Source organism: Brunnivagina elsteri CCALA 953, assembly GCF_002289455.1.
Taxonomy (GTDB): Bacteria; Cyanobacteriota; Cyanobacteriia; order Cyanobacteriales; family Nostocaceae; genus Brunnivagina; species Brunnivagina elsteri.
The window spans coordinates 1-18,495 of the sequence record NZ_NTFS01000088.1 but is presented as its reverse complement, the minus strand read 5'-3'; the positions used below and the strand labels follow the sequence as shown (position 1 = coordinate 18,495).

Annotated in this window: 17 protein-coding genes; 12 read left to right on the top strand and 5 right to left on the bottom strand. The window is 37.5% G+C overall.

Going from position 1 to position 18,495, the window contains the following annotated elements; genetic code table 11:
- Nucleotides 1-694, top strand: a 694-nt coding sequence (locus CK510_RS10330) for a helicase-related protein (protein ID WP_281257003.1), incomplete at its 5' end; no start/stop codon positions are given.
- A gap of 15 nt (nucleotides 695-709) precedes the next feature.
- Here the strand turns inward: CK510_RS10330 and CK510_RS32680 are convergent.
- The gene (locus CK510_RS32680; RefSeq protein ID WP_211293149.1) at nucleotides 710-904 is read right to left on the bottom strand and encodes a hypothetical protein; all 195 of its coding nucleotides are present in this window, start codon (nucleotides 902-904) and stop codon (nucleotides 710-712) included.
- A gap of 582 nt (nucleotides 905-1,486) precedes the next feature.
- Here CK510_RS32680 and CK510_RS10325 point away from each other — a divergent pair.
- A complete protein-coding gene (locus CK510_RS10325; RefSeq protein ID WP_095721623.1) occupies nucleotides 1,487-3,559 on the top strand; it encodes an AAA family ATPase in 2,073 nt (690 codons plus the stop codon).
- A gap of 194 nt (nucleotides 3,560-3,753) precedes the next feature.
- Nucleotides 3,754-4,227: a DNA phosphorothioation-associated protein 4 gene (locus tag CK510_RS10320; RefSeq protein ID WP_095721622.1), complete on the top strand. Its 474-nt coding sequence runs from the start codon at nucleotides 3,754-3,756 to the stop codon at nucleotides 4,225-4,227.
- Between the two features lie 124 nt (nucleotides 4,228-4,351).
- On the opposite strand, the gene CK510_RS10315 is transcribed toward CK510_RS10320, so the two are convergent.
- Complete coding sequence (locus CK510_RS10315; RefSeq protein WP_095721621.1) at nucleotides 4,352-5,950, bottom strand: DGQHR domain-containing protein; 1,599 nt, start codon at nucleotides 5,948-5,950, stop codon at nucleotides 4,352-4,354.
- Between the two features lie 257 nt (nucleotides 5,951-6,207).
- Here CK510_RS10315 and dndC point away from each other — a divergent pair, with 257 nt between their 5' ends.
- From dndC to CK510_RS10270, 9 genes are all read left to right on the top strand, one after another.
- Complete coding sequence (gene dndC / locus CK510_RS10310) at nucleotides 6,208-7,914, top strand: DNA phosphorothioation system sulfurtransferase DndC (protein ID WP_095721620.1); 1,707 nt, start codon at nucleotides 6,208-6,210, stop codon at nucleotides 7,912-7,914.
- Between the two features lie 43 nt (nucleotides 7,915-7,957).
- A complete protein-coding gene (gene dndD / locus CK510_RS10305) occupies nucleotides 7,958-9,958 on the top strand; it encodes a DNA sulfur modification protein DndD (RefSeq protein ID WP_095721619.1) in 2,001 nt (666 codons plus the stop codon).
- A gap of 255 nt (nucleotides 9,959-10,213) precedes the next feature.
- The gene (gene dndE / locus CK510_RS10300; protein ID WP_095721618.1) at nucleotides 10,214-10,606 is read left to right on the top strand and encodes a DNA sulfur modification protein DndE; all 393 of its coding nucleotides are present in this window, start codon (nucleotides 10,214-10,216) and stop codon (nucleotides 10,604-10,606) included.
- A 70-nt stretch (nucleotides 10,607-10,676) separates the two neighbouring features.
- A complete protein-coding gene (locus CK510_RS10295) occupies nucleotides 10,677-12,191 on the top strand; it encodes a DNA phosphorothioation-associated putative methyltransferase (RefSeq protein WP_095721617.1) in 1,515 nt (504 codons plus the stop codon).
- A 511-nt stretch (nucleotides 12,192-12,702) separates the two neighbouring features.
- Nucleotides 12,703-14,196, top strand: coding sequence for an AmpG family muropeptide MFS transporter (locus CK510_RS10290; protein ID WP_095721616.1), 1,494 nt, complete (start codon nucleotides 12,703-12,705; stop codon nucleotides 14,194-14,196).
- A gap of 3 nt (nucleotides 14,197-14,199) precedes the next feature.
- Nucleotides 14,200-14,625, top strand: a complete 426-nt coding sequence (locus CK510_RS10285; protein ID WP_095721615.1) for an ABC transporter permease — start codon at nucleotides 14,200-14,202, stop codon at nucleotides 14,623-14,625.
- 223 nt (nucleotides 14,626-14,848) lie between these two features.
- Nucleotides 14,849-15,052, top strand: a complete 204-nt coding sequence (locus tag CK510_RS10280; protein WP_095721614.1) for a DUF8624 family small hydrophobic protein — start codon at nucleotides 14,849-14,851, stop codon at nucleotides 15,050-15,052.
- Between the two features lie 440 nt (nucleotides 15,053-15,492).
- Nucleotides 15,493-15,957, top strand: a complete 465-nt coding sequence (locus tag CK510_RS10275) for a GNAT family N-acetyltransferase (RefSeq protein WP_245912033.1) — start codon at nucleotides 15,493-15,495, stop codon at nucleotides 15,955-15,957.
- Nucleotides 15,958-16,062: 105 nt separating this feature from the next.
- Nucleotides 16,063-16,821 (top strand): HEAT repeat domain-containing protein, encoded by a 759-nt coding sequence (locus CK510_RS10270; protein ID WP_095721612.1) that lies wholly within the window; start codon nucleotides 16,063-16,065, stop codon nucleotides 16,819-16,821.
- A gap of 95 nt (nucleotides 16,822-16,916) precedes the next feature.
- Here CK510_RS10270 and CK510_RS34620 read toward each other — a convergent pair whose 3' ends face one another.
- The 3 genes from CK510_RS34620 to CK510_RS10255 all read right to left on the bottom strand — a co-directional run.
- Nucleotides 16,917-17,288, bottom strand: coding sequence for an NACHT domain-containing protein (locus tag CK510_RS34620; protein WP_510788923.1), 372 nt, complete (start codon nucleotides 17,286-17,288; stop codon nucleotides 16,917-16,919).
- Between the two features lie 15 nt (nucleotides 17,289-17,303).
- Complete coding sequence (locus CK510_RS10260) at nucleotides 17,304-17,489, bottom strand: hypothetical protein (protein ID WP_143289268.1); 186 nt, start codon at nucleotides 17,487-17,489, stop codon at nucleotides 17,304-17,306.
- 268 nt (nucleotides 17,490-17,757) lie between these two features.
- Nucleotides 17,758-18,495 (bottom strand): glycoside hydrolase family protein (locus tag CK510_RS10255; protein WP_510788922.1); only part of this gene is annotated, 738 nt, incomplete at its 5' end.

Genomic DNA, 18,495 nt, shown 5'->3' with positions numbered 1-18,495 from the left:
ATATAAAGACAGAGAAAATCTTGATTTTAATAATTTAGAAAAAACAGAAGAAAAAGCCGAAGATATCACATACTTATTAATGCAAAGAGCAAGATTAATTGGAGCGGCTGAAAATAAATTACACGCACTACGCGAACTGATGAAAAACCGTAATGAAACAACCCATACTTTGTTTTATTGTGGTGACGGTTCTGTAGAATCAAGTGTTTCTCCTACCCGAAATCAATCTAATCTACATCAATTAAAAGAAGTTGCTCGAATTTTAGGAACTGAATTAAACTATCGAATTAGTACCTATACAGCACAAACATCATTACCAGAAAGAGAAAATTTACGACAACAATTTGAAAACGGAGAATTACAAGGTTTAGTTGCTATTCGCTGTCTAGATGAAGGAGTCGATATTCCCGCAATTCAAACTGCTGTAATTCTCGCCAGTTCTACCAACCCTCGGCAATTTATCCAACGTCGTGGCAGGATTTTACGTCCACATCCAGGAAAGGAGCGAGCCACAATATTTGATATGATTGTTTTGCCTCCAGATTTGGATAGAAAAACACTAGAAGTTGAGAAAAATTTATTAAAAAAAGAATTACGTAGGTTTGTCGAATTTGCCGATTTAGCTGACAATTCAGGTGAGGCAAGAATGAAATTATTTGACTTACAAAAAAGATATGGCTTAATGAATATTTGAATCAGTAACAAAGAATCAGAAATTGGTAATAAAAATTATTTCTAAACCTCTCTTCCCATTTTCTTGGCGACTTGGCGGTTTATAATATTCATAATTCATCCCAATCTGATTGGTATATATTTCTATATTTAAACCTTCTTTTTCTTTACACTGACGACGAACAGGAAAAGGAAAATACCTAATATGTGAGCGAAAAAAGATATGAGCCATAAAATAGAGGTTTAAATTAACATTGCAAATACAAATAAATAAAGTTTTATTGAATTTATTATTAAAAAGTTTAACAGATTTTAATAATAAAGGATTATGAAATGTAGATTTTTAGTTTAAAATAAGACATATACAGTGATATATTCCATGAAAAATAACTAATTGCAAGGCTTTCCAACATTAATATCTGCAACTTTAATTACAGCATCTTTACGGATAGAATAATCCAGTAAAAAGTACTACAATTATCTCAGGATTAAAACTTATACAAGTGTCATGAAAGATTATGAATTTATCATAATTTATCCGAGTTTATCAGCGTCTATCTGCGGTTAATTAACTCCAAAATGAAAAGTGTACGTACCAGTCACATAAGTCATAAAATATTAGTAAAAAAATAATAAAAACCATAATGCCAAAAGAACATAATATCGACGACGTACACGAACCAATAAATAACGCTCCACCAGAAGTAAAGCAAATTATAGAAAGAGTGTGGCAATTAGAAAAAAGCCGACTAGATAAGAAAAGTCTCAGCCATATTAACGAAGATATCTTGATGATAATAAAAGAATCCGTAAGATGAAGCTAATATCAATAAAGCTTTGTAACTTTCGCTCGTTTTATGGCAAAACACCAGAAATAACTTTAGCAGGTAACGAAATTACCAACACCACAGTTATTCATGGTAACAACGGTAGCGGGAAAACGAGTTTATTAAATGCATTTACCTGGGTACTTTACGAAAAATTTAGTGCAGCATTCGCATCTACCGAACAGTTAGTAAATAAACGTGCGATCGCAGAAACAGAAATCGGCAATTCAGTTGATTGTTGGGTAGAGGTAGCATGGGAACACGACAACAAACGTTACCGTGTCAAACGTCAATGTCGTGCATATAAAACCCAAAGCGAATTTGAAGCTGGAAAAACCGAACTTTATATGCAAGTAGCAGGTGATGATGGACGTTGGTATTTGCCACCTCAACAACCAGAAGAAATTATCAATCAGATTTTACCAAGTAGCTTACACCAGTACTTTTTCTTTGATGGAGAACGTATCGAACAAATAGTTCGCAGCGATAAAAAAACAGAAATAGCAGAAGCAACAAAAATGCTTTTGGGTGTTGAAGTAATTAACCGTTCAATCAAGCATTTAGGAGAAGCGAAACGGACTTTAGAAACAGAATTAAAAGCAATTGGAAATTCGGAAATTAAGCAATTACTCAAACAACAAACAAAAATCGAGATTAAAATAGTAGAAGTTGAAAAGCGACAACAAGAAATTAATCTAGAAATCGAATATCAAAACAGATTCAAGCAAGAAACTAGTACTTGTTTGCGTGAACTTAGTGCGGCGAAAGAATTACAAGAAAGGCGGCATAATTTAGAAACTCAGAAAGCAGCTTTACAAGAACAATTACGAAAATCTCGCGAAAATATTAAGCGCTTTATTTCCGCACGTGCTTATACAGTTATGCTCTCGGAAAGTGCATCACATTTTTCTAGTATAATCGAAAATTTGAAAGAGTCTGGAGAACTAAAAGCCGGAATATCTAGGGAATTTATTCACGATTTACTTCGGAAAAATAAATGTATTTGTGGAGCAGATTTATATGATGCGGGAAAACCACACGAGCATGTAAAAAGTTGGTTAGATAAAGCGGGTTCTTCTACAGTCGAAGAAATCGCAATTAGGGTAGGAGTTCAAATAGATGAAATTGATAAGCAAGCTATTAATTTTTGGGAAGAAATTGATAGAGAACAATTAGCAATTAGTGGTTTTAGGCAAAATATTTCCCAACTGGAACAAGATTTAGATAATATTCAAGAAAGATTACGAAAAGACCCCAGCGAGGAAATTCGCAGTTTCCAAAAACGTCTTGATGCAATTGAAAGTAAAATTTCTGAGCTCTTTTTTGAACAAGGTCGAAATCAGCAGCAAATTGAGACTTTAAAATCTGAATTAGATGATTTGAATAAAAAGATTGCTAGGCAGAAATTTCACGAAGAAAGACAATTATTAGCACAACGAAGGATTACAGCAGCACAAGAAGCAATTAATCGATTGACTGAAGTTAAAATTCGTCAAGAAAATCATTTTCGTCAACAATTAGAAAAGCGCGTTCAAGAAATATTTGGTGCGATTTCTCCTGCTCCATATATTCCTAAAATTAGTGAAAAATACGAATTGACGCTGGTAGAAAATACTTTAGGATTAGAAATGCCAGTTGCTGCTTCAACAGGAGAAAATCAGATACTCAGTCTATCTTTTATCAGTAGCATCATTGATAAAGTTCGCGAGTGGAGCCAAAAGAAAAAAATGTTAATGTTACCTGAAAGTAGCACATTTCCAATCGTGATGGATTCACCATTTGGTAGTTTGGATGAAAATTCCCGACGACATGTTGCCAAAATCGTGCCTGAATTAGCAAATCAACTCGTTATTTTAGTAACTAAAACCCAATGGAGAGGTGAAGTTGCAGAGGAAGTCGGTAATAGAATTGGGAGAGAATATGTGTTGACTTATTACTCTTCTAAACCCGATTGTGAGCAAAATTATATTGAATTGCGAGGGGAGAGGTATCCTTTAATTAGGCAAAGTCCTAACGAATTTGAGTATACGGAGATTACTGAGGTAGATAGAGATAGTTAGTACAGTGAATCGTTTTAATTAGCTTGAAATTTAGAAATTAAAAAGTCAATTATTAACTAATAATAGTTGAATTAATTGTAATTACAGCAGATTTCAGGTTGCAAGAAGTATCCTGTAGAGACGAGACATGTCACGTCTCTCCATATTCAATATTCAATATTCAATAAAAATCATTACCAATCAGTTACCATAATATGGCAGAAATAGGAAGAATTCGAGTTGCAAAAGATAAAGCAGAATTAGTCAAAGCTTTAACATCCGCAGATAGTGGAACTGGTCCTTTTCAAACCTTTGCTGATGTGATTGTATTTGCGGCTGCGTTAGGTGCAAAACATAAAAAGCGAGTTCCATTAGGAGAAATTGCTAAACGGGAACCAGCACCTATTAGAGTGGAGCATTTCAATTCAATGGGTCACGATCGCGTCATTAAGTTACTCGGATGTACGGAAACTCAAAATATAAAAATTCTCTCTCCTCTCGAAGAGGGATTTGATGTTCAACGCAATGAAATTTTTGAAGAGTATGCAAATGGAGGATTGGAGATTTTACAAGTAGAATTACGGGGAGCGGTAGATTATACAGAGAGAATTTTACTACTATTAAGTTATGAAAGAAGTAATCGAGAAATACAAGAGGAAGAATTTAATTTGACTAAATTCCTCTCTTGATATTTACTGTATTTTCTATTGGAGCATCCTAATATTTGATTTTTAAACGCAGAGTCACGCTAAGTTTAACGCGGAGATACGCAGAGGAATATGGAGGAATATAGAGATTTTATGGGATTTATCTCTAAAGAATATCTGGAAGTCCGACTTCTTTTGCTTCGACAAAATTTCCCTGGAAATCCATTGCTTTGTCTTCAAAACTTCTGGCTTTTGCTAAGTCTTTTCTCAATTCAGCACGTTCCATCGACTCTTGCATTCCACCGAGAATATAGATGATTAATCTTGCTGCTAAATCTTTTCCAGCAACTAGTATGCGCTTACGATTTGGGTCATATAAAACTCCATAGAAAAGCGAATTCGGAAACTCTATATTGCTAAATCCACCTTGTTTGTCGAACTTACGAAGCTTTTTAAATATCTTGTCGAGGGATATTCCTTTTTTGAATACTAAAACACCTAAAGCTTGTACTAAAGCGACTTGACCAACAGGACGGAAAAGCATATTTCCTTCACCACCATCTTTCTCAAAACTAAAACGTCGTAATGCTGGTGTACCTTCATCTTCCACAATTTTATAACTGGAAAGACTCGCTAAATAATCAAAAAGCTGATTAAATTCTGCAATTCCTGCTTCAAGTTCGTTATTCTCTGGACGTAAGGAAATTAGACCTTTTTCCTGTTTCCAATTGGGAAATTTTTGACCTAAATAACGCTCTGACATCTCTTTCAAAGCTTGTAATGTAGTCAAAACTGTGGATTTATTAGCTACTGTTGCGCTGTTCCAATTAATGCGAGGTTTGCGATTTTCTTTTTGCTCAAAAAAAGGATGGGTGACAGCAATTTTTCTGGCAACAATAGAGAAACCATCGTCTTCGTCTAACTGGGTTAATTGACCTTTTGTTAAAGCAACAGCCATCAAATTAACATGGACAAAAATAGACCTTATCCTTCTTCTTGCTTCTTCACGGGTTTCTCCAGCCACAACTGCCGAAATAAATTCGATACCTATTTTTTCTTGAGGTAAGTTTTGTAAATAAATCGGTGAAACTTGATATTGGTCATATAAATCGTCTAGTGTGAGGGGAGTTGCATAGGGAGTTTTATCTTTTTTGTATCGCTGCATCTGACCAGTCTTTAATAACTCGATTAAACCCTGGATTCCGATTAATCTGTGTTGTCCATCTAATGCATAAATCGTGACATTTTTTTCAGAAATATCTAGCACTCCAATTTTGCCTTCTTTATCGATTGGGGTAAAGTTACTGGAAGATTTGATTGCTTTACCTTCCCCATCCCATTCTGGTGCTATAAGATTATCCACCCAAGGTTGGTTTATTACGACTAAGACTGGTGGGAATTTATGGTGTTTGCGTGATGCTAAATATTGTACTAAAGCAGCTTGACGTGACCAATCCAATGGACGTTGCTGAATTTCGTCGATGCTATCTGCGTCTATCTCGATATTGTCAGTTTGTGAATTATATTTATCTTGGAGTAGTGGTAAATTGGCTGCAAAATTTACGTAATTTGCGAACCATTCTATTGTTACTGAGCTAACATAAGCTTCAGTGCCACCCATTTCAGTTTTCTGTGCAAAAAGGTTCTGTTGCTCTCCTTCGAGCAATTTATCTAGGAGTGATACTAATAAATCTTTATCAGTGTTTGTACTTGTAAGGTTAGACTCATTTGTATCTGGAACTCGCAGTGATTTTTTGGAACTCATATAAAATTTTAGCGATAAGGGGTTGACAGGTAAGCCAACTTTATTAAAAGATTGTATACCTGTAGTGTTGTTTTTAAAAACTGTTGAAAGATTTATTTGGTTTATTTAATCTTACGTAATAATCCTAATTATTCAAAATTTACCTGGAATCGAGCGTATTTATAAAAGAGTTTGAGTGACTTATTTTGTTGAGTTTGTCGCTTTATGGGCTTTATTTATGAGAAGTTAACTTTCTATATTTGTGAGAAGAGGAAGAAATGGGTAAATCACAGTCTAAAGAAAAAAAAGTAGAAAGTAAAGGTTCAAAAAACCGCAATATTGAGGAGTTTGTTGAAGAAGTAAAAGCTTTGACAGTGGAAATTCAAAATTTATATTGCTTGGATTCTGTAGCTTGGTGTATTGGTTATAGTGGAGGTAAAGATAGTACAGCGACTTTACAGGTGATTTGGAATGCGATCGCACAACTTCCGATCGAGAAACGCACAAAGACAATTCACGTAATCACTACAGATACTCTGGTGGAAAATCCTTATGTTTCTACTTGGGTACGGAAGTCTTTGGAGCAAATTAGAATTGCTGCTACATCTCAACAGTTACCAATTGTACCTCATTTACTCCACCCAGATTTAAAAGAAACATTTTGGGTTGGTTTGATTGGCAAAGGTTATCCAGCACCTAGAAGAAAGTTTCGTTGGTGTACGGAACGTTTGAAGATAAGTCCTTCTAACCGCTTTATTCGCGATATGATTCGAGTTAGTGGAGAAGCAATTGTTGTTTTAGGTATTCGCAAAGCAGAGAGTACATCCCGTGCGAAAAGAATGAAGGAATGGGAAGCTAAACGAGTACGCGATCGCTTAAGTCCAAATATGAATTTGCCTAATTCCCTAGTTTATAGTCCAATTGAAGATTGGCGCAATGATGAGGTTTGGCTTTATTTAATGCAGTGGGAAAATCCTTGGGGATATAGTAACAAAGATTTATTTAGTATGTATCGAGGTGCTACTGCTGATAATGAATGTCCTTTAGTTGTGGATACTTCGACTCCAAGTTGTGGAAGTTCTCGTTTTGGCTGTTGGGTATGTACTTTAGTTAGCGAAGATAGTTCACTCTCGGCAATGATTCAAAATGATGAGGAGAAAGAATGGTTGCAACCACTTCTAGATTTTCGTAGAGAATTGGATATTGAAGATGAAGACAGGGATTGGAGAGATTTTCGACGTAGAACGGGAGAAGTTCAACTCTATGAACGTCATATTGAAGATGAAATTTCTATTGAACCGATACCGGGACCATATATTAAGGAAGTCAGGCAATATTGGCTGAAAAAAATTCTTGCGGTGGAGCGACGTTTGCGAATTACAGCACCGGAGGGAATGCGTGATATAACATTAATAACTCGTGAAGAATTGAGTGAAATTCGTCACATTTGGTTAAATGAAAGACACGAATTTGATGATAGTTTACCCCGGATTTATAAAGAAGTGACTGGAGAAGAATTTATTGACCCCCGTCCAGGTGCTGATGCAAGTTTACTCGGTAGCGATGAATGGTCGGTACTGGAAGAGATTTGCGGTGGTGATGCGATGCACCTAGAATTAATGGCGAAATTGTTGGATACTGAATATCAATTTAGGAAGCGATCGCGTCGTGTTGGTATCTATGATGCCCTAGAAAGATGCTTTACTACAAGTTCCCGTTCCCAAGGGGAAGCTATCAAAAATGCACACTTTAAAAGAGATTTACGGGAAGCTGTAAGTGAAGGGAATGTGGCAAAGGTTAAGCAGTTAACTTTGGGTGATGCATTATCAATTAATCAAGTAGAAAATGAAGTTAAAAAGTCGTCTCTAGATTTAGTCAATTCAGCCGATAATTTGACGTTAGAAAGTGGAATAGATGAATCAAATGAGTCAAGTAAAGCAAAAAATTGGCAAAATATGAAATTTCAAGCCAAAGACTCAAAATAATCTCAAATAATCTGGTAGCAATGTAGAGACGCAGAGTTTTAAAATGAAATTTATCGAAATAGTATTGCAAAATTTTGGTCCCTACTGCGGGAGACAAGTTATTAATCTTGATACTCAAGTTGATGACGAAAATGTTCGTCCAATTTTATTATTAGGTGGAATGAATGGTGGGGGAAAAACTACTCTCATGGATGCTATGCGTTTGGCTTTGTATGGACATCGCGCTCAATGTTCAACTCGTGGAAATTTGAGTTATGGTGATTTTTTGAGTCAGTGTGTTAATAGTGATTCTAATTCACCTGATAAAACCCGAATTGAATTAACGTTTGAGCATGTTCAAGAAGGTAAAGCGACAAAATATAAAATAGTCCGCTATTGGGAAAAAAATCCGAAAGAGGGTAAGGATAGTTTAGGCATTTTAGAGTTGGGGTATGTTAGTAATGACGAGTGGTTACGAGAAGAATTGGTGAATACTTGGGATGATTTTATTGAAAATTTACTTCCTTTGGGCATTTCTAATTTATTTTTATTTGATGGGGAGCAGGTTAAGGAATTAGCAGAACAGGAAATTCCTCCACTTATTGTTACTGATGCAATTCGCGCACTTTTGGGTTTAGAGTTAGCGGAACGTTTAGGAACTGATATTGATATTTTAGTCAACCGTAAACGTAAGGAAATATCTGATACCAAAGATGTTGTTAATTTAGAAGAAATAGAAGAAAAACTAGAGTTTTTACAAGCGGAATATCAAGAATTGAAAAATGTGGAGATGTTGCAAATAACATCTGTAGAGAATTCAGAAAAAGAAGAAAAAGAAGCATTTAACCAATTTGTTTCTGAAGGTGGAAAAATTGCTTCTGAAAAAAGTCAGTTAGAAAAACAACGTAATCAAAAAAATCTCGAAGTAGAAGAAGCACGTCAAGGAATGTGCGAAATGGCATCAGGTGTTTTACCGCTAGCTTTGATTGAGAATTTATTAACCCAAGCACAAAATCAAGGGGAGAAAGAATATCGGATTCAACAAGCACAAATTGCAGGTGATATTTTATTTGAACGAGATAAACGCTTACTGGATTTGATTACAAAATTGGATATTTCCGCAACAGAATCTACAAAAATTCAAGAATTTTTAGCTGAAGATATTGCAACTTTAAATGCAAATTTAATTCAACCAGAGGAAATGTGGTTGTCTGCTGATGCTGAAGATGTGAGTCAGTTAGGTAATGTTTTATATTATTTACAAAATGCGAGGAATCTTGCTAAACAGCAACTTAAAATTTTGATAAATAAAGAAGATGAAATTATCGCATTAGAACGACAAATACAAACCGCAGCATCACCTGAAGAATATGATAATTTGGTGGAGAAACTGAAGCAAGCGCAGAAAAATTTTATCACTGCTAAGTCAAATTATACAAACATAAAACAACGTGTTGGTGAATTAGAAGGTGAGATAGAGAAAACGAAAAAAGAATTAAAAGAATATACAACCCAAACGATTGATAAAAATAACACAGAACATATTATTACAGCATCAGCAAAAGTTCAAGAAACACTCAAATTATTTAGAGAAAAATTAACTTTACGCAAGTTGAATAAACTTGAAAAAGAAGTCACAGAATGCTTTCGTTACTTATTACATAAATCTGATTTGGTACATCGCGTCGCCATCGATACCCATACTTTTAGTTTATCCCTCTATGACTCCAAGGGGAAAACTGTTCCTAAACATCGATTATCTGCTGGGGAAAAACAATTATTAGCAATATCTTTTTTATGGGGTTTAGCACGTCTCTCTGGACGCAAACTACCAGTAGCAATTGATACGCCATTAGGGCGATTAGATTCATCCCATCGTAGTAACTTAGTCGATAAATATTTTCCTTCCGCAAGCCATCAAGTTATACTTTTATCAACAGATACAGAAATAGGCGAAAAAGAAGTGAAAGTGTTAAGAGAATCAGGTGCGATCGCACGGGAATATTTACTTCAATATGATTCTGCTAAACGTCAAACAACGGTAGTTAATGGGTATTTTTGGTAATTATTAGGAATTGGGGATTGGGCATTGGGAATGAAACATATTATATCTAATTCATAACTCCTAATTCCTAATTCCTAATTCTTAATTCCTAAAAGACTTCCAGAAAATAAAATCTGCCAACTATACATAGTATTTTTCGCTTGGATGCAATATAAATAAGGGTAAACAGCCGTGGCTTCCCCTACAATTTCGAGAATTTATTTCTTGTTATTCCCTAACTCCTAATTCCTAACTCAAAACTCCTAACTTAATTTTATGGAACCACCAATTGAACGCATAAAAATATCACAAACTGCCAAAGAGCAATTAAGCAGACTGAAGCGTATCACGAAAATAGACCAATGGAATATATTATGTCGTTGGGCTTTATGTCGCTCACTCGCGGAACCGACACTACCTTCACAGATTACAATTAAGTTAGATAGTAATGTGGAAATGACTTGGCGAGTATTCGGTGGTGAAATGTCTGATATGTTATTAATGGCACTCAAACAGCGCTGTTATAATGATGCTTTGGGTACTGAAAAAAATGTTTTAGCCGAGCAATTAATTTTACATTTACATCGCGGTATTGCTTATTTAGCTGGTGATGTAAATATCAAGAAAGTTGAAGATTTAATGGAATTGGCGACAAAAAATAGTAAATAGATAGTTGGTAATGATTTAGTTCTGAGTGCTGAGTGCTGATGAATATTATTACAGAATTATCGAGGCTCTTATGGCAAAGAGCGAATTAGAAATTGAGCGTCATCGAGCAGCTATTCCCCGTTTTGACATTTCTCGTCCAGTCAAATTAGCGATGGAGTGCGATATTTTGACTGGGGAAACAACCTTTTTCGACTATGGTTGTGGATATGGTGGAGATGTTCAACGTACAACTGGATTGGGAATTATTAGCAAAGGATGGGATCCTTATTATTTTCCCGACTGCGATGGTGCAAAGCACCCACTTTATGGTGAACGCACTTCTGCTGATATCGTCAACTTAGGTTATGTTCTCAATGTGATTGAAGATATTCAAGAACGAGGGGAAGCTTTACGAAATGCTTGGAAATTAACCCAAAAAGTATTAATTGTTTCAGCACAAGTCTTACTCAACGAACTCAGTAACAGTGTCATCCCTTATGGTGATGGTATAGTTACCCGCATCAATACTTTCCAGAAATATTATCAACAAGAAGAACTCAAACAATACATAGACGAAACTATACATGTTGATGCTGTTCCCGTTGCTTTAGGAGTTTACTTTGTATTTCGCGATCTAGAACAAAAGGAAAAATTTAAAGCAGAAAGATTTGTTTCACGAATTTATATTCCCAGAATCAGCACTTGTAACAAAAAATTTGCAGACTATCAAGAAATCTTACAACCATTGATGGAATTTTATACCCAACGGGGTAGATTACCAGTCAAAGACGAACTCGAAAACCAAGAAAAAATATTCGCAGAATTTCGTAACTTCAACCGTGCTTTCTCAGTTATTTTACAAGCAACCGACGAAGCCGAATGGGATGCGATCGCATATCGTCGTTCTTTAGATATTCAAGTTTATCTCGCACTTTCACATTTTGATGGGAAACGTCCCAGATTGGATCAACTTCCCCCTGGTATGAGGCAAGATATTAAAGCATTTTTTGGTACTTATGAAGATGCTTACGAAGTTGCTGGAGACAAGATTTTTAGCTTGGGAAATCCAGAAATAGTTAAAGGGATTTGCGATAAAAGTAAAATTGGTAAACGTACCCGTAGTGCGCTATACGTACATGTTTCCGCACTCCAAGAACTCGATCCCCTACTGCGAATTTATGAACGTTGTACAACTCGCTGCATTGGACGCATAGATGGAGCAACTTTGATTAAATTTAGCACGGAAGAACCGCAAATATCATATCTTTTCTATCCCACATTCGATAAAGAACCACATCCAGCTTTAACTACAAGTATTATTATTGACTGGAAAACTAGGGGAGTTACACACCACGATTACAGCAAGCGCAAAAACCCCCCAGTGTTGCACAGGAAAGAGACGTTTGTGACTCCAGATTATCCTCAGTATGGAAAATTTGCCCGTCTCACCCAACATGAAGAAAAATTAGGATTGCTTGACAAGAAGAATCACATAGGAACTCGTGACGGTTGGTTGCAATGTTTAGAGGAACGTGGTGTTGAATTGAAAGGACATCGAATTCGCTACATTCGCAAGAATTTAGATGGGAAGGACGAAACAAATTAATAGCAATCCCCCCAAATATAAGAACCCCACCCTAACCCTCCCCTTGTTAAGGGGAGGGAACTGGATTTCTAGTTTCCCCCCTTTCCAAGGGGGATTAAGGGTTTTTAACTTTGACTGTTCGTAATTGCAATGTTTATTTCTAGTTTCCCCCCTTTCCAAGGGGGGATTAAGGGGGGTAATTTCCAGGTTCTGAATCTTTACTGACGGTATTCTAAGGACTAGAAATAAAGATAAAATGTGTTCACCGTAAAGTGGGTACTTTGCATCATCGCATTAGCGAACCATAGGTTTATCGCTAGAATCATAATATTTTTTAATCACTAATAATTTTTATGAAATTGACCTGATAATTGCTTGCATAAGTTGTGAAAACAAGCAACTACTTAGAGGTCAAGTCAAAACTAAAACATTTAAGCATTTTCCTATCTATACCTGACATTACACCGTAACTATGGCAAGATAACTAAAATTTTTCATCATTAATTTCATTATTAAGGAGACAATTGATACAGTGAAAGAGATTCAAGCCTTGCAACGGGCATTTAAAAGCCGCAAAATGGGGGCATTATTATTACTGGGATTTGCGTCCGGATTACCATTATTTTTAACAACTCGGACATTACAACCGTGGTTGCAGGATGCAAAAGTTGACATTGCCCAAATTACATTATTTAGTTTACTTGGTTTACCATACTCCCTCAAATTCCTGTGGTCACCACTATTAGACCGTTTTACACCACCATTTTTAGGATTGAGAAGAGGTTGGTTAGTAATTACACAAATCGGTTTAGTAATTGCGATCGCATCACTGGCTTTCCAACAACCATCGCAAAATGACCAAACTTTACAAATCCTGGCAATCAGTTGTTTGGCAATTACATTCTTGAGCGCAACCCAAGATATCGTCGGGGATGCTTACCGTACAGATGTCCTCGAACCCGAAGAAGCTCAACCTGGTGCATCTGTGTGGGTTTTAGGCTATCGTCTGGCTTTATTTGCCGCACTTCCCCTAGCTTTGTTTCTAGCCGATAAAGGGGTGGGATGGAACATCATTTATTTCCTGATGGCAGGATTAATGGCAGTAAGTGTATTCGTAACGATTTGGGCACCAAGGGAACCTCAACTGCCTCAACCATTATCCAAACCCGCACCACTATCCGTCAAAGATGTGGTTTTCCTTGTATCCATCACTGGATTAGTTACAGGTTCACTGTGGAGTTTATTTACCAAACAAATCGAATTACCAGTTTTCAACTGGTTTTTAGCAGCGTTACTTGTCGCTTGGATTGTGACATCGTTGTTAATGCCAGCAGAAGGATTGGAAAACCTCGCAAATCGTCCTCCACAAAACTTACAAGAAGCAATATTCTTACCTTTTAAGGAATTTTTCCTGCGTGTTGGACTACCATTAGGCTGCATTACCCTCGCATTCATTTTCCTCTATCGACTAGGTGATTCCCTTGTTGGCATTACTGCCACTCCATTTTTACTTCAAACTGGGTTCACAAAAACTGACCTTGCGGGAATGTTTCTGGTGGGGTTAATACCTACTACCGTTGGTGTGTTGAGTGGTGGGATATTGATGACACGAATCGGAGTAAATCGTTGTCTTTGGATATTTGGACTGCTGCAACTGATTAGCAACCTGGGGTATTATGCCGTTGCGATCGCAGGAAAAGACATTTCTGTTCTATTTATTGCTATCAATGTCGAAAACTTTTGTGCTGGACTTGTGACAGTGGTAATGGTGGCATTTTTGATGGGCTTGTGTAATCATCGCTTTACGACCACGCAATTTGCTTTATTTTCAAGTTTAATGGCGATTAGTCGTGATGTACTATCTGCACCTGCTGGTGAATGGGCAAAGGCAACAGGTTGGTCAACATTCTTCTTATTAACCATTGTCGCCGCCATCCCTGGACTATTACTACTACCATTTGTTGCCCCTTGGAATGCCCAAACAGTAAAAATATCTAGACCTGGGTTAGAAGATAAGGAAATTTAGTATATGGGGCAAAAAGTTGTTATTACAATTTCTACAATCATCCTTTTATTTACAGGAATTTTATTAGGCTACGTTCTCTCCCAACTGGTTCGCGGAAATTTGGCGCTTAATCTTGTCACTTTTCTGGGAACATTTAGCTTAATTGTGATATTCGCCACCCTTTACTACGTATTATTTTGGGAATTTCGCAGACAGCAAAAACCATCAGCGAGAGGGCGTATCCAGTCACCTAGCGAATATAGTAGTGTTAATAATGGCGAAGAAATTGCACCTAATACCCAACTTAAAAATCGGCTGATCAATTTATTATCTGGAGACAGCGAAGGAGCAAATCGTCTGATTGAGCAAGCAAAGCGAACATATCCCGACATGCCCGAAAATTGGTATTGGGAACGAGTCATTGCCGATATTGAACGCGATCGCAGATGATGAGATTCTAAATTTTATCGCGGTTTCCAGTCGGGGAACCCACGGCTGTTTGCCCTAATTTTTTTATATATGGCATGGTGCGATCGCGAATAATTGCGATCGCATTCTCCTTCCCTTTACCATTACAATAGATTAAGAAAGATTAATGCGGAGTCAAATTTATTCAAATTTATGCACTTCCGATAAGTCATTAATCCAAAATCTATAATCCAAAATCTCAATCATGGCTATTATTCGTCAATATATCGCACCTTTACTCGCTGTCATCATCTTTACGATTGCCCTGATAGCAACTAGTGCCCGCATCTTCTTGCCTGCTGATATGGCAGCACCCGCGCCCGTTGAGGAAGGTGTAGGATTTAAAGTAGAAAGTAACAATAGTAGTTTAATTTCTTTCTCTATAACTGCCCCCGCAATACACCCCTGACGTTGAGCTACTCTTATCGCTTTAGAGTGTTCCAACAAATAAATGATCCAAAACCCGTCATTGCGTTCGTCGAAGACGTTCCCGAAGGGTGGAGGAACGACGTACTCCGAAGCGGAGAAGCTAGCTACGCTCTTAGCGTTCCCGCAGGGTAGCATAAGTCCGAAGCGGACACGCTCCGCGAACGCAAGGACTTGGAGACTATGCGATTACTTCACTCCGCTATCGTTGCATTCGTAATGACAATTGGGTATTTTTTTACTTGGAATACTCTTAGAAAACACCAAAAAATAAATTCTCCACAATTGTAGGGGGTGGGGTCTTCCCACCCTCACTCATACAATAATACAATTAAGAAATCTCTAATTTTAGGACATTTTATTTTCTGTAAGTCCCTTAAAGCTTAACCATTCAATTTTTTGACTTCATTACTTCCCGGTTATATGATTCGTCGAGGGTCTACCCAAGACAAAGCCTTACTGATAACGTTTATGAAAAGAACTTATCAGGATATTTTCCCCAATCAAGATTTTTCCCACCTCTCGCAAACTGTAGAGCAATATTTATCCAATGACACACCCCTGTGGTGGGTTGATTTTATTGGAAAACAAAGTGAAGATATTTACCCCTCTCCCATAGCTTGTTTGTGGATGGGAAATGCGATCGACCAAATAACAGGTTTGCGTCATGCCCATTTATTTCTGCTCTACGTCATACCTGAACACCGTAGACGAGGAGTCGGAAAAGCATTGATGCAATATGGCGAAACCTGGGCAAAGGCACGGGGAGACAAGCAAATCGGGCTACAAGTATTTGCTTCCAACGCACCAGCACTTGACTTATACAAGCAACTGGGTTTCCAAACACAATCTCTATGGATGGTCAAAGGGTTAAATTGTGAGGAATAGGGAATTATGAGTTAGGAATTAGAATTTTAGATTTTTAATCCCCAATCCCAACCAAAAATCTTAAATCCTATACAAAATGACGGTTTGTAATGGTAATTTGGATTTATGTATGATGAAGACGATCTCAGCTTACTTGATGCCGAAGCCGAGCTAGAAAGCCCCCTGGATAAAATTGAGCCTTTGACTCATGAATCAGAGGTTCCTAAACCCGACCCGGAGGAGATGCTAGCACTGCTTGTGAGTCCTCTGCCACAGCAGCGAATGCTGGCGGCACGTGCTTTTTGTGACATTGAAGATGGGCGAGCAATCCCCCGTCTAATCAACTTGTTAACGGATACTTGCCCCTTAGTCAGGGTAAGTGCAGCCTATGGAATTGGACGTAATCCTAGTGCTGATGCCGTAGAACCACTGATTGCGAAGTTAAATCATGACTGGAATGGTTATGTTCGCAAGGGTGTAGTTTGGGCATTGGGGAATTGTCGCGATCGCAGAAGTTTAATTCCCCTCGCTGATGCTCTGAAAACAGATATTCCCGCAGTGCGATTATGGGCAGCGACAGCTTTGGCTCAAATGGCTGATGTTGGCTATGAATCTGTTGTTGGGGCAATTCCACCTCTAATTTCAGCCTTGGTACAAGATAATGTAGCCGCAGTTCGTAGTAACTGTGCTTGGGCAATTGGGCAACTCTGTCGCGAATTACCCTCAAATGTGGTTTATGCCACTGCTATTGATGCTTTAATTCAAATTTTCGCTGAAGACACTGATTTGGGAGTGCGTGAAGACGCGAAAGCCGCAATTTTAGGTGTTGGGGATACGCGAGGGTTACAAATGATTGAAACTCTTGAACAGGAAGGCTGGTTTTAGTTTGAGCATTGGGTATAAAATATATCAATACTGTTACAGATAATCCACGGTTATTTGCCATGATATTTACCCCATACCTCCAATTCCCATAACCTTTAGGAACATTGCAGGTAGAATGCTCGCACGGCAGCAGGATGTTGCGATACGGTAATTTTTTCGTTTTTATTTGCAATCCAATCAAAAATTTCTGTGAATTTGGATGTAGATTTAGAATCGGCGGTGATAATATTATTTATTTGCTGCTTCATTAAGACTAGCAATTTATCGGGCGATCGCAACATTCCTGTTGTTAACAAAAATACTTCACGCCAACGTTTATTATGTATGTTGGTGACTAATTTTTCGGGACTTTGGGAATCTACTTGAACGACAATATCCCTGGCTGTTAAATATTCTTGAAATGTTAAATGGGAAAAGGAATAAATCTCTCTAGCTCTTTCTACTAAAAGTCCATGCTGTGCTTCAATCGCTTTGAAAATTGTCTAACTATCGAGGAAAATTAGAGCTTGACCATTTTGAAAAATATTAGTTAGTTCGGGTTGAACAATTTGGCAATTCACCCATTCATGATAAATATATCCAAATAAACTAACACCACTCTTATTCTGAGAATATTCTGCAAAACTCTTTAAACTAATAAAAATTGGTACTTTATCTGAACAGTCCATCGAAGAACCCCATCCTAACGTTGTACACACAAATCTCTGACGTTGCCCGTCAGCTTGTTTAATCCCCCCTAACACCTTTTTGAAAGGGGGGAAATAAGATGATATCTAAATCCTTTCCCCTTTTGAAGGCAGGGAATGACTTTTATTTTCCCCCCTTGGAAAGGGGGATAATTTTCGGGATATGAAGGGAAATCAGACTTAATAAGTACACCATAGCTTGACTGTACTTCGTGCAACTTCCTTTTATCTTGTATTTATGCCCAATTCCCTACCTTAACCTTAACTCCACCCTTTCCCCATATTTCAACAACCTTTCAATTGCAACCAAACGGTTTTCCCAGACTCTGACTTGATAAGAATTTTCCACAGATTGCGATCGCATCCATCCCCGAAATAACGATTGGAAACGTGCTAGCGATGACTTTGCCGTGACAAATTTACTGACACTTGGTTTTTCCGCTAACTGCTTTAATGCACTTTCCAATACACTTGCCTGCTCTTTAAAACTCCCTAATGCAGTTGGAGTTAAACGCAATTGATTGTTTTGCTCAATCCACTGCCACTCTGCTTGTAATGTTGTATACCGTAACGATGCACTTTTAAATGGTTGACGGTGGGGAATCGGTTCTCTATCTGTACTTTGAGAATTACCTTGAGTATTATTAAATACTTGCTGTAAATCCCCGGTGAGATTTTCTGCTGCAAATAATGCATAGCCAATTGTAGGTAAATCGCGAATTGCTTGGATTTGGTCAAATGCTCCTGGTGTGGGTAAATTCAATAAGCGAATCCCCGGTACTAATAACGCTGAACCGAGTTGTCCAAATTGTGTGGAAGCAATCCAAGGTTGTGCCAAGCGTTCAAATCTGACCGTATCCAGCGCATAAGTCATGGGTACAATCAAATCGATATCACCCCGTTTTGCCCACAATCCCCAATTTTGTTGGATTTTTTGAATCCGTTCCTGTTCCGGTAGGGGGAAAACAGCCACCGATAAAGTTAAATT